Origin of the sequence: Streptomyces sp. NPDC052042 (genome assembly GCF_044548345.1) — a bacterium.
Taxonomy (GTDB): Bacteria; Actinomycetota; Actinomycetes; order Streptomycetales; family Streptomycetaceae; genus Streptomyces.
The window spans coordinates 1-13,216 of the sequence record NZ_JBIUBU010000005.1; the positions used below are offsets into that span (position 1 = coordinate 1).

Consider the following 13,216-nt stretch of genomic DNA (forward strand, 5'->3'; position numbering starts at 1 on the left):
TACTGCAGGGGGGACCCTGTGGGAGAGTAGGTCGCCGCCGAACAGTTTTTGTGGGAGGGCCCCGCACCCTTGGTGGTGCGGGGCCCTTCTGCGTTCACGGCCGGTTCGGGAGCCCGGCCGACTCGGTCAGCCCTGCTACAGGCCGGCCGTACCGCTCTCGGGGAACCAAAGCCGCAGCACGGCCGGAGTGCACGGCGGCAGTGGCGGGAAGGAAGGACGACGTCGGACCTGTGGTCTGCCCGTCCGTCCCGGTGCTCCGGATAGGAACCCGCTGGGTAAGAAAGCGTCAGAGTCTGCTGTGGCCCGTGGTTCTGAGCACCGCTGAGTTCAGGGTATGATTACATCGTTGCCACAGCGCAGCAGGCCCCAATAGCTCAGTCGGTAGAGCGTCTCCATGGTAAGGAGAAGGTCTGCGGTTCGATTCCGCATTGGGGCTCAGCAAGAGGAAAGGCCCTCACCCATCGGTGAGGGCCTTTCACGTATCTGCCGTCGTAGGGCGCGAACGCCCCCGGACCGGGGGCCACCCGCTCATGAGGCGTGGTCAGGTCATGGGTGGCTCGGGGACGCGCATGGCCAGGATGGCCATGTCATCGGAGGCCGGCTCGGCGGCGAAACGTTCGACCGCTCGCAGGATGCGTGCGGCCACGGCGCCGGCCGTCAGCCCCGTACACGTGGCCAGGACGTCGGCCAGACCGTCGTCGCCGAGCATGCGGGTGCCCTCACGGCGTTCCGTGACGCCGTCCGTCACGCACAGCAGGACATCGCCCGGAGCGAGCGTCACCGTCTGCTCGTACAGGTCGAGGTCCTCCAGGACACCCAGGAGCGGCTGCGGTTCGGCCGCGGGCTGGACCGAGCCGTCCTGGCGCAGGCGCAGCGGCAGGGGATGACCCGCGCAGACCACCTTCAGGAGAGCGCTGCCGTCCTTCTGGGGCCACAGCTCGCCGTACAGGAGCGTCAGAAAGCGGCTGCGGGCGCCCTCGTCCAGAATGGCCGCGTTGAGGCGTTCCAGGACCGCGGGGCCGCCGAAGCCCTCGCGCGCGAGGAGACGCAGGGCATGACGGGCGAGGCCCGTGACGGCCGCGGCCTCCGGGCCCGTACCGCAGACGTCGCCGATGGCGAAGCCGTACGCACCGTCGCGGATCGGGAAGACGTCGTAGAAGTCGCCGCCGACCTCGTTGCCCTCGCCCGCCGCACGGTAGATGACCTCGATCTCGACATTGGGGACCTCGGGCAGTTCCGGCGGCAGCAGACTCCGCTGAAGGGACTGACTGATCGCCATGCGCTCCGAGTACAGGCGGGCGTTGTCCAGAGCCAGCGCGGCACGCCGGGACAGGTCCTCGGCCAGCTCCAGGCTCTCCTGGCGGAAGTGGTCGTCCGCGGCCTTCCCGAGCGTGAGCATGCCGATGACACGATTGCGGGCGACGAGCGGCAGGACCACGGTCTCGCCGCCCACCGCCGCCGCGGTGGCGAGCGTCGTACCGACACCGGGACCCGGACCGCCTGGTTCGGACAGGCCGAGCGTGCGCATCGAGGACCGCAGCGCCGCCTGACGGACCGCCTCGGACGGGGCCGGCCAGACGCGGGCACCGGGAGTCGGCACGGGGTCCGGCGGGGCGATTCGGGAGAGCAGGGCCTTGAGCCCGTCGATGCGCTCCTCGTCCTCGTGCAGCACGTACGAGAGGTATGGCTCCGAGGACTGGTCGGCGATCGTGTACACGGCGCACCAGGTGGCCAGCGTGGGAACCGTCATCTGGGCCATCAGTGCCAGGGTCTGGTCCCGGTCCAGGGTGCCCGCGAGCAGGTCGGACGCCTCGACGAGGAAGGAGAGCGAACCGCGGCGCAGGCGTTCCAACTCGCCCAGCCGGGCCGACTCCACGGCCAGCGCGATGCGGTCCGCGGCGAACTGGAGGCGCAGTGCCTCCTCGTTGGTGTACCGGCCCGCCACCTCCGCGGCCACGCCCAGGGAGCCCGTCAGACGCCCCTCGACCTTGAGCGGCACGGTGACGACGGAGCGCAGTCCCGTGCCCGCGAGCAGCGGGACCGCACCGGGCACCGTGTCCAGGTCCTCGTGGACGGCGGGCATCCGGGCGGAGCCGTAACGTCCCGTCCCGGCCTCCACCGGGACACGGGCGAAGCGCTGGCGGGCGGAGGGCAGCCCTGTCGTCGCCCGCACCTCCAATTCCGTCTCGTCGTCCGTGGCGAGCAGCAGGAACGCCGAATCGGCGTCGAGCATGTCGCGTGCCCGCTCGACCGTCCGCTGGAGCAGACCGTCGAGGTCGTCCGGTGCGGGAGAGCCGATGAAGATCTCGAACGGGTCCGCCTTGCGGCCCTCGCCGTTGGCGTCGGAGACCGGGGCGCGGGGCGGGGACTGGAGGATGGCGCGCTCGTAGTCGCGCACCAGCAGACAGACCGTGGACGGTTCGCCGTGCGGATCGCGCACCCGCAGGTGGGAGGCGTAGACGGGGATGGTGCGGCCGTCGGCTCCCCGGATGCCGTAACTGCCCTCCCAGCGCGAGAGCCGCAAGGCCTCGGCGATGCCGGTGTTGGTGCCCGGCGTCTGCGGCCAGGCGGTGAAGTCGGTGAGCTGCTTGCCGACGACCTGGTCCGGGACGTGGCCGAACAGGAACGCGGCGTCCTCGTTCCAGGCGGTCACGGAACCGGTTCCGTCGGTCTGGACGACGGCCACCCGCACCCGGTCGTCGGCGACCGGGAGCAGGCCGACCGGGAGCTGAGGGCCGGCGGACCGGATGCCCACCGGGCGTTCCGGCAGGTCCAGCTGGAACCAGACGTGTTTGTGGGTGGGGGAGTACTCGACGCCCCACCGGGAGGCCAGCGCCGCGCAGAGCAGCAGTCCCCGGCCGTTCTCCCGGTCCGGGCCGGTGAGTCCAGGTTCCGGGCGCTGGAGTGGAACCTCACGCTCCGGATAGTGGTCGGAGACCTCGATCCGGACGCCGTCCTCCGTTCGTAGGCAGAGCACGTCGGCCGCGGTGCCGGCGTGCACCACGGCGTTCGTCACGAGCTCGCTGGTGAGGACGACGGCGTCGTCGACGACGTCCGTGTAGCCCCACCCCTGGAGGGTGTCCCGGACGAAGGCGCGGGCGGTCGCGACCGAGCGCCCGACCGGGTCGAAGGTGGCGGCCGCGCGCGCGGTGATCACAGCACTCCCCATGTGGTGTCTCGTCGCTTCCCCGAGTCCTGTGCCCGTTTCTCTCCGCATCGATTCGCCTGCCAGGCTAGACGCTCGGTCTCGGCGCCCGGTAGCGAGGTCCGACTTCGAGCAGGAACGGCCAGGAACAGACAAGTGAGCGGACAAGTCCGGACTTCTCGGCAGGAGCATCCGCGACAACCTCCGGAGGCCGCACTCCGAGCGGGTCGGGCCTGGTACGTTTCAACGATTTGACGTCCGCATGGTCACCCGTCGACGGTGGACAGTGGCGGTGAGCCAACAGGAACTGGGCAAGCTCCCAGTCAGGACCCGAACGAAACGGTCAACCCCTGCGGGAGGGACACGGTGGAGTCTGGCGTGGCGGCGCGGGGATCAGGTACGGGCACAAGAGGCGGACAGTCCGTGAAGAAGCAGCGCAATGGAACCATCGAGGTCGACGCGGCGGCGCTCAGCAGACTGCGGGCGGGCCTGGTGGCCATGCGCGACGGGAACTTCCGCCGGCGTCTGACCGTCTCGGGTGACGGTGTGATGGCGGAGATCGCGGCGCTGTTCAACGAGGTCGCCGACCGCAACCTCCACCTCACAGGGGAGCTGGCCCGGGTGCGGCGCGTGGTCGGACGCGAGGGGAAGCTCACCGAGCGGCTGGAGACGGGCGCCTGCGAGGGGTCCTGGGCGGCCGCCATCGACGCCTCCAACGAACTGGTCGACGACCTGGCCCGCCCGGTGTCGGAGGTCGGGCGGGTGCTGGCGGCGGTGGCCGACGGCGATCTCGAACAGCGCATGGAACTGCGGTCGTACACGACCGACGGGGCGGTCCGGCCGCTGCGCGGAGAGTTCCTGAAGGTCGCCCGTACGGTCAACAACCTGGTCGACCAGCTCTCGGCGTTCACCGAGCAGGTGACCAGGGTTGCGGTCGAGGTGGGGACCGAGGGCAAGCTGGGCGGGCAGGCCCAGGTGCGCGGGATGTCCGGGTCGTGGAAGGACCTCACCGACTCGGTGAACACCATGGCGTACCGGCTGACCGCCCAGGTGCGGGACATCGCCCTGGTCACGACGGCCGTCGCCAAGGGCGATCTCTCGCGGAAGGTCACCGTCCACGTGGCCGGCGAGATGCTCCAGCTGAAGAACACCGTCAACACGATGGTCGACCAGCTGTCGTCGTTCTCCTCCGAGGTGACGCGGGTCGCCCGCGAGGTGGGTACGGAGGGCATCCTCGGGGGTCAGGCGCAGGTGCCCGGTGTCGCCGGGGTGTGGAAGGACCTCACCGACTCCGTCAACACGATGGCCGGGAACCTCACCTCCCAGGTGCGCGGCATTGCTGAGGTGACCACGGCCGTCGCCAACGGAGACCTGTCGCAGAAGGTGACGGTGAGCGCGCGCGGCGAGATCGCGCAGCTGGCCGAGACCATCAACCAGATGACCGAGACGCTGCGGACCTTCGCCGACGAAGTGACCCGGGTGGCGAGCGAGATCGGCGGCGAGGGACTGCTCGGCGGGCAGGCGCAGGTGCCGGGCGCGGCGGGTACGTGGAAGGACCTCACCGATTCGGTGAACACGGTCTTCCGGAACCTGACGACGCAGGTGCGCGACATCGCGCAGGTGACCACGGCGGTGGCCAGCGGTGATCTGTCGCAGAAGGTCACGGTCGACGTGGCCGGCGAGATGCTGGAGCTGAAGAACACCGTCAACACGATGGTCGACCAGCTGCAGTCCTTCGGTTCGGAAGTGACGCGCGTGGCGCGGGAGGTCGGCGTCGAGGGCCGACTGGGCGGCCAGGCCGAGGTGCCGGGCGCGGCGGGTACGTGGAAGGACCTCACGGACTCGGTGAACACCGCGTTCCGGAACCTGACGGGCCAGGTGCGCGACATCGCGCAGGTGACAACCGCGGTGGCCAACGGGGACCTGTCGCAGAAGGTCACGGTCGATGTCGCGGGCGAGATGCTGGAGCTGAAGAACACCGTCAACACGATGGTGGCGCAGCTTTCGTCCTTCGCCGACCAGGTCACGGGCATGGCGCGGGACGTGGGTACGGAGGGCCGGCTCGGCGGTCAGGCGCGGGTCGACGGCGTCTCCGGCACCTGGAAGGAGCTCACGGACTCCGTCAACTTCATGGCCGGGAACCTGACCCTTCAGGTGCGCGAGATCGCGCAGGTCACGACGGCGGTGGCGCGCGGGGACCTGTCGCAGAAGATCGACGTGGACGCCCGGGGCGAGATCCTGGAGCTCAAGAACACGATCAACACCATGGTCGACCAGCTCTCCGCCTTCGCCGACCAGGTGACCAGGGTGGCCCGCGAGGTGGGTACGGACGGGAGGCTCGGCGGTCAGGCCCAGGTGCCCGGTGTGGCCGGGGTGTGGCGCGATCTGACCGACTCGGTGAACGGCATGGCCGGCAATCTCACCGACCAGGTCCGCAGCATCGCCCAGGTCGCCACGGCGGTGGCGCGCGGGGACCTCTCGCAGAAGATCGACGTGGACGCCCGGGGCGAGATCCTGGAGCTCAAGAACACCCTGAACACGATGGTGGACCAGCTCTCGAACTTCGCCGAGCAGGTGACGCGGGTCGCCCGCGAGGTGGGTACGGAGGGCATGCTCGGCGGCCAGGCCGAGGTGCAGGGCGTCTCCGGTACCTGGAAGGACCTCACCCAGTCCGTCAACGGCATGGCGAACAACCTGACCCTCCAGGTCCGCAGCATCGCCGAGGTCACCACCGCGGTCGCCAACGGCGACCTCTCCAAGAAGATCACGGTCGGCGCCAAGGGCGAGATCCTCGAACTGGTCACGACCGTCAACACCATGGTCGACCAACTGCTCAACTTCGCCGACGAGGTGACGCGGGTCGCCCGCGAGGTGGGTACGGAGGGCATCCTCGGCGGCCAGGCCCGGGTGCGCGGTGCGACCGGCATCTGGAAGGACCTCAGCGACAACGTCAACCTGATGGCCAACAACCTGACCAGCCAGGTGCGGAACATCTCCCGGGTGTCGTCCGCGGTCGCCAACGGGGACCTCACGAAGAAGGTCACCGTCGAGGCGCGCGGCGAGGTCGCCGAACTCGCCGACACCGTCAACACGATGGTGACGACGCTGTCCTCGTTCGCCGACGAGGTGACGCGCGTGGCCCGCGAGGTGGGTACGGAGGGCGAACTGGGCGGCCAGGCACGCGTACCGGGGGTGTCCGGTACGTGGAAGGACCTCACCGAGTCCGTGAACTCGATGGCGTCCAACCTGACCGGCCAGGTGCGGCAGATCGCCGCGGTCACCACCGCCATCGCCAAGGGCGACCTCACGAAGAAGATCGACATCGACGCCCGGGGCGAGATCCTGGAGCTGAAGGACACCATCAACACGATGGTGGACCAGCTGTCGTCGTTCGCCGAGCAGGTGACCCGGGTGGCCCGCGAGGTGGGTACGGAGGGGCAGCTCGGCGGTCAGGCACGGGTCCGGGACGTCGATGGCACCTGGCGCGATCTCACCGAGTCGGTGAACGAGATGGCCGGCAACCTCACCCGCCAGGTGCGGGCCATCGCGGCGGTCGCCACGGCCGTGACGCGGGGCGACCTCAATCTCAAGGTCGACGTCGACGCGGCCGGCGAGATCGAGGCACTGCAGGACAACATCAACACGATGATCACCAACCTGCGCGACACCACGGCCACCAACAAGGAGCAGGACTGGCTGAAGGGCAACCTCGCCCGGATCTCCGGACTGATGCAGGGCCGTCGCGACCTGGACGACGTGGCCTCGCTGATCATGAGCGAGCTGACGCCGGTCGTCTCCGCGCAGCACGGCGCGTTCTTCCTGTCCGTACCGATCGGTGACACCGACACGGTGGGGGTGGACAGCGACGAGGACGGTGCGTACGAGCTGCAGATGAGGGGCAGCTACGGGTACTCGGCCGGGTCGATGCCGACCTCCTTCCGCCCCGGTGAGACGCTGATCGGGACGGCGGCGGAGGAGAAGCGCACCATTCAGGTGGACAACGTTCCGCCGGGGTATCTGAAGATCTCCTCCGGGCTCGGTGAGGCGCCTCCCGCGCATGTGATCGTGCTGCCGGTGCTTTTCGAGGGCACGGTCCTCGGAGTGATCGAACTGGCCTCGTTCCAGCCGTTCACCCAGATCCAGCGCGACTTCCTCAACCAGCTCGCCGAAATGATCGCGACGAGCGTCAACACCATCAGCGTCAACACGAAGACCGAGAAGCTTCTCGAACAGTCGCAGGAGCTGGCCCAGCAATTGAGTGACCGCTCCAAGGAGTTGGAGAACAGGCAGATGGCGCTTGAGGCGTCCAATGCCGAACTGGAGGAAAAGGCCGAGCTGTTGGCCCGGCAGAACCGCGACATCGAAGTCAAGAACACCGAGATCGAGGAGGCCCGGCAGGTCCTGGAGGAGCGTGCCGAACAGCTCGCGGTCTCGATGCGCTACAAGTCCGAGTTCCTTGCGAACATGTCGCACGAGCTGCGGACTCCGCTCAACTCGCTGCTCATTCTGGCCAAGTTGCTCGCGGACAACGCGGAGGGCAATCTCTCGCCGAAGCAGGTGGAGTTCGCCGAGACGATCCACGGGGCCGGTTCCGATCTGCTCCAGCTGATCAACGACATCCTCGATCTCACCAAGGTCGAGGCGGGCAAGATGGACGTGAGTCCGACCCGGATCGCGCTGGTCCAGCTGGTCGACTACGTGGAGGCGACCTTCCGGCCGCTCACCGCGGAGAAGGGCCTCGATTTCTCCGTGCGGGTCTCGCCGGAACTGCCCGCGACGCTGCACACGGACGAACAACGGCTGCTCCAGGTGCTGCGCAACCTTCTCTCCAACGCGGTGAAGTTCACCGACGGCGGGGCGGTCGAGCTGGTGATCCGGCAGGCCGGCGAGGATGTGCCGCACGCCATCCGCGAGCAGCTCCTGGAGGCCGGTTCGCTGCGCGAGGCCGACGCCGATCTGATCGCCTTCTCGGTCACCGACACCGGTATCGGGATCGCGGCGAGCAAGATGCTGGTGATTTTCGAGGCGTTCAAACAGGCGGACGGCACGACCAGCCGCAAGTACGGCGGCACGGGCCTGGGGCTGTCCATCAGCCGGGAGATCGCCCGGCTGCTGGGCGGCGAGATCCATGCGGCGAGCGAGCCCGGTCGCGGCTCGACGTTCACGCTGTATCTGCCGCTGCACCCGAGCGAGTTGCCGCCGCAGGGCTTCCCGCAGACCGGTCCGGAGGAGGCCGAGGCGGCGGAGGCGGCCGAGGAGGCCCCCCGCGCCCTGACCGCGCCGGGCGCGGAATTGGTGCCCGGGGCACAGGGTGCGAGCGGTTTCGGTGGCACGGGCGGTGCCGGCCCGGAGCGGCGACGGGCTCTGGGCGGTTCCGGGCAGAGGGCCGCGCTGCCGTCCCGCCCCTCCGCCGCGGGCACCGGGGAGGAGGCGTGGGCCCCGGGTGTCCAGGAGGTGGCTGAGGTCCGCAGAGCGTTCCGCTTCCGCGGCGAGAAGGTGCTGATCGTCGACGACGACATCCGCAACGTCTTCGCGCTCACCAGCGTGCTGGAACAGCACGGACTGTCGGTGCTGTACGCCGAGAACGGCCGTGTCGGCATCGAAGTGCTGGAGCAGCACGACGATGTGGCGGTCGTCCTGATGGACATCATGATGCCGGAGATGGACGGCTACGCCACGACGGCGGCGATCCGCCGGATGCCGCAGTTCGCCGGGCTGCCGATCGTCGCGCTGACCGCGAAGGCCATGAAGGGCGACCGGGAAAAGGCGATCGATTCCGGTGCTTCCGACTATGTCACCAAGCCCGTTGATCCTGATCATCTCCTTTCCGTAATGGAGCAGTGGATGCGCGGAGACTGATCATCGGTCAGATGTATTCCAGCGATTTTGTGATCGACTGTGTTCGTGCGGCGGGGGAGGCGGGGGCCGGGAACCCTCTCGTCCCCCGCGACGTTTTCGCTGTGTGCACAGTGACATCGCGGTGACAGGGTGTGGCGACGGTCGGGGTGCGGCTACCATGACCGGCACAAGGACGGACGGCGTAGGGAGTCGTCCCCTGGGGCGGCGCCCGGTGTGATTCCGGGGCGAGGAGGACGGGCCATGGTGCAGAAGGCCAAGATCCTCCTGGTCGATGACCGGCCGGAGAATCTGCTGGCGCTGGAGGCGATCCTCTCCGCGCTCGATCAGACACTGGTACGGGCATCGTCAGGGGAGGAAGCGCTCAAAGCGCTGCTCACGGACGATTTCGCGGTCATTCTGCTGGACGTCCAGATGCCTGGCATGGACGGTTTCGAAACCGCTGCGCACATCAAGCGACGGGAACGGACCAGGGACATCCCGATCATCTTCCTCACCGCGATCAATCACGGACCGCACCACACCTTCAGGGGTTACGCGGCCGGCGCGGTGGACTACATCTCGAAGCCGTTCGACCCATGGGTGCTGCGGGCGAAGGTCTCGGTCTTCGTCGAGCTGTACACGAAGAACTGCAAGCTGCGCGAGCAGGCGGCGCTGCTGCGGCTTCAGCTGGACGGCGACGCCGAGGGAGGCGCGGGCCATGACGGGGAGCCGGCCGGGCTGCTGGCCGAGCTCTCGGCACGGCTCGCCGCCGTGGAGGAGCAGGCCGAAGCGCTCTCCAAGCAGCTCGACGACGAGTCGGCGGACGCCGCGGCCGTGGCCACCGCCGCCCACCTGGAGCGCAAACTGACCGGCCTGCGCCGGGCGCTCGACGCCCTGGAGCCCGGTACCGGGAGCGGAACGGCCGTGCTTCCCTCGTAGCGGTGCGGCCTCTGACAGCGACACGGTCTCTGACAGCGGCACGCCCCCGGTGGCCGTGCGAGGACTGAATCCACGTCACGCGGACGCGCGCCCGAGCAGTGGGCCGGGCCGTAGGGCCACCGCCTGGTTTGCCGGCGCAGCACGGCGTGCGACGTGCTGCGCCGACGAGCGGCACCGGGGCGCGTACGGGCCGGTGTGTGGGTGCGGGGAATCTGTTCCCCCGGCGCGGGGCGCGGAGCGAACGCGGTCCGGTGAACGGGAGAGGTTCTGAGGCGCTCGTCCAACTGCCGTACCTTTCCATCCGCTCGACGAGCCGTCATGAGAAGCCCCCGCCGTGCGACACGAGGCGCCTGCGCCATGCGATCGCGTGAGCCCGTGTCAGTTTCCGGCGTCCGCCCGGCGACACGGTCGGGTGAAGCGGCAGGCACACGTGTTCATGGCCGTCGGCACCGGTAACCTCGGCATCATGGCCTCACGTACGTCCGGCAAGGGTTCCCAGGGCACGGCGGGCACCGCGAAGCGCACCGGCCGTACCGCGGGGCCCGCCAAAAAGGCCGCGCCGGCCAAGAAAGCCGCGCCCGCCAGGAAGTCCGCCGCGAAGAAGACCGCACCCGCCAAGAAGGCACCGGCCAAGAAGGCGGCGGCGAGAAAGGCCGCGCCCCGGCCGGCACCGTCGCCCACCGGCGGCCTGTACCGCCTGGCGCGAGCCATGTGGCTCGGCACCGCGCACGCCGTCGGCGCGGTGTTCCGCGGCATAGGACGCGGCGCCAAGGGACTGGATCCCGCGCACCGCAAGGACGGCCTCGCGCTGCTGCTGCTCGGCCTGGCGCTGGTCGTCGCCGCCGGCACCTGGTCGAATCTGCGCGGCCCCGTCGGCGACCTCGTGGAGATGCTCGTCACCGGCGCCTTCGGCCGGCTCGACCTGCTCGTGCCGATACTGCTCGGCGCCATCGCCGTACGGCTGATCCGCCATCCGGAGCGGCCCGAGGCCAACGGCCGCATCGTCATCGGGCTCTCCGCCCTGGTCGTCGGCATCCTGGGGCAGGTCCACATCGCGTGCGGATCGCCCGGCCGGGAAGACGGCACGACGGCGATGCAGGACGCGGGCGGGCTCATCGGCTGGGCAGCGTCCAAACCGCTGGTCTACACGATGGGCGAGGTCCTCGCCGTACCGCTGCTGCTCCTCCTCACCGTCTTCGGGCTGCTCGTCGTGACCGCCACCCCGGTCAACGCCATTCCGCAGCGGCTGCGCCTGCTCGGCACCAAGCTGGGCGTCCTCGACCCGCCCTACGACCCGGAGGCGGACGAGGAGAACGACGACGAGCGCTATGAGGAGCAGTGGCGCGAGGCCCTGCCCGCCCGCTCCCGCCGCTCCTCCGCGCGCCGTTCCGAGGCCCCCGAGGAGTACGACCCCGAGCAGGGGGAGGACGAGGCGCTCTCCAAGCGCCGAGGCACCCGCAGGGCCTCAGCGCAGCCCGCGCTGAACCGCACCATGGACGCGGTGGACGTCGCGGCGGCGGCGGCCGCGGCGCTCGACGGGGCCGTGCTCAACGGCATGCCGCCCTCGCCGGTCGTCGCCGACCTCACCCAGGGCGTCTCGGCCGGGCGTTCGCGCCCGGCGGAGACGGTCCCGGGGGCCCGAGAGGGCGAACCCGCCACCGGGGGAGGAAGGCCGGCGAAGGCGGCGGAGCCATTGGGCAGCGTGCCCGACCTGACGAAGCCCGCCCCCGACCCGTCGCAGTCCGCGCCGCTGCCGGCCCGCGCCGAGCAGCTCCAGCTGTCCGGCGACATCACCTACTCCCTGCCCTCGCTCGACCTTCTGGAACGCGGCGGACCGGGCAAGACCCGCAGCGCCGCCAACGACACGATCGTCGCGGCCCTGACGAACGTGTTCACGGAGTTCAAGGTCGACGCCGCGGTCACCGGCTTCACCCGGGGCCCGACGGTCACCCGCTACGAGGTGGAGCTCGGCCCCGCGGTGAAGGTCGAACGGATCACCGCGCTCGCCAAGAACATCGCGTATGCCGTCGCCAGCCCCGACGTCCGGATCATCTCGCCGATCCCGGGGAAGTCGGCCGTGGGCATCGAGATCCCCAACAGCGACCGCGAGATGGTCAACCTCGGTGACGTGCTGCGCCTCGCCGATGCCGCCGAGGACGACCACCCGATGCTGGTCGCGCTCGGCAAGGACGTCGAGGGCGGCTATGTGATGGCCAACCTCGCGAAGATGCCGCACGTGCTGGTGGCCGGTGCGACCGGGTCCGGCAAGTCGTCCTGCATCAACTGCCTGATCACCTCGATCATGGTGCGGGCGACCCCGGAGGACGTCCGCATGGTGCTGGTCGACCCCAAGCGCGTCGAGCTGACCGCGTACGAGGGCATCCCGCACCTGATCACGCCGATCATCACCAACCCCAAGCGCGCCGCCGAGGCCCTCCAGTGGGTCGTACGGGAGATGGACCTCCGGTACGACGACCTCGCCGCCTTCGGGTACCGGCACATCGACGACTTCAACCAGGCCGTGCGCGACGGCAAGGTCAAGCCGCCGGAGGGCAGCGAGCGCGAGCTCTCGCCGTACCCGTATCTGCTGGTGATCGTCGACGAGCTCGCCGACCTGATGATGGTCGCCCCGCGCGACGTGGAGGACGCCATCGTCCGCATCACCCAGTTGGCCCGCGCGGCGGGGATCCATCTGGTGCTCGCCACCCAGCGGCCCTCGGTCGACGTCGTCACGGGCCTGATCAAGGCGAACGTGCCCTCCCGGCTCGCCTTCGCGACGTCGTCGCTGGCCGACAGCCGGGTGATCCTCGACCAGCCCGGTGCGGAGAAGCTCATCGGGAAGGGCGACGGGCTGTTCCTGCCGATGGGGGCCAACAAACCCGTTCGCATGCAGGGGGCCTTCGTCACCGAGGACGAGGTCGCGGCCATCGTCAAGCACTGCAAGGATCAGATGACGCCGGTCTTCCGCGACGACGTGGTGGTCGGCACCGGCAAGAAGAAGGAGATCGACGAGGACATCGGCGACGACCTGGACCTGCTCTGCCAGGCCGCCGAACTGGTCGTGTCCACGCAGTTCGGGTCCACCTCGATGCTCCAGCGCAAGCTGCGGGTCGGGTTCGCCAAGGCGGGCCGGCTCATGGACCTGATGGAGTCACGCAACATCGTCGGACCGAGCGAGGGCTCCAAGGCCCGCGACGTCCTGGTGAAGCCCGACGAACTGGACGGGGTGTTGGCATTGCTCCGCGGGGAACCCGCCTCGTAGGTGAAGTGCGGGCAACCGTTTCGTCGGGTCGT

General features: G+C 69.6%; 4 protein-coding genes and 1 tRNA gene. 4 read left to right on the plus strand and 1 reads right to left on the minus strand.

What is annotated here, in order from left to right:
- The first annotated feature begins 363 nt into the window (after positions 1-363).
- A tRNA-Thr gene (locus ACIHCL_RS11295) sits at positions 364-436 on the plus strand.
- A gap of 105 nt (positions 437-541) precedes the next feature.
- Here ACIHCL_RS11295 and ACIHCL_RS11300 read toward each other — a convergent pair.
- Complete coding sequence (locus tag ACIHCL_RS11300) at positions 542-3,169, minus strand: SpoIIE family protein phosphatase (protein WP_399859846.1); 2,628 nt, start codon at positions 3,167-3,169, stop codon at positions 542-544.
- A gap of 399 nt (positions 3,170-3,568) precedes the next feature.
- On the opposite strand from ACIHCL_RS11300, the gene ACIHCL_RS11305 reads away from it, so the two are divergent.
- The 3 genes from ACIHCL_RS11305 (at position 3,569) to ACIHCL_RS11315 (ending at position 13,184) form a co-directional block, all read left to right on the plus strand.
- A complete protein-coding gene (locus tag ACIHCL_RS11305) occupies positions 3,569-9,004 on the plus strand; it encodes a HAMP domain-containing protein (protein WP_399859849.1) in 5,436 nt (1,811 codons plus the stop codon).
- A 240-nt stretch (positions 9,005-9,244) separates the two neighbouring features.
- Positions 9,245-9,922: a two-component system response regulator gene (locus ACIHCL_RS11310; RefSeq protein ID WP_399859851.1), complete on the plus strand. Its 678-nt coding sequence runs from the start codon at positions 9,245-9,247 to the stop codon at positions 9,920-9,922.
- A gap of 466 nt (positions 9,923-10,388) precedes the next feature.
- Positions 10,389-13,184, plus strand: coding sequence for a DNA translocase FtsK (locus tag ACIHCL_RS11315; protein ID WP_399859853.1), 2,796 nt, complete (start codon positions 10,389-10,391; stop codon positions 13,182-13,184).
- The last annotated feature ends 32 nt before the right edge of the window (positions 13,185-13,216 follow it).

What these genes read in the sequence shown, in the direction of transcription:
- ACIHCL_RS11300 (WP_399859846.1), bottom strand. Translation starts at nt 3,169, where the DNA reads ATGGGGAGTGCTGTGATCACCGCGCGCGCGGCCGCCACCTTCGACCCG.
- ACIHCL_RS11310 (WP_399859851.1), top strand. Translation starts at nt 9,245, where the DNA reads ATGGTGCAGAAGGCCAAGATCCTCCTGGTCGATGACCGGCCGGAGAAT.
- ACIHCL_RS11315 (WP_399859853.1), top strand. Translation starts at nt 10,389, where the DNA reads ATGGCCTCACGTACGTCCGGCAAGGGTTCCCAGGGCACGGCGGGCACC.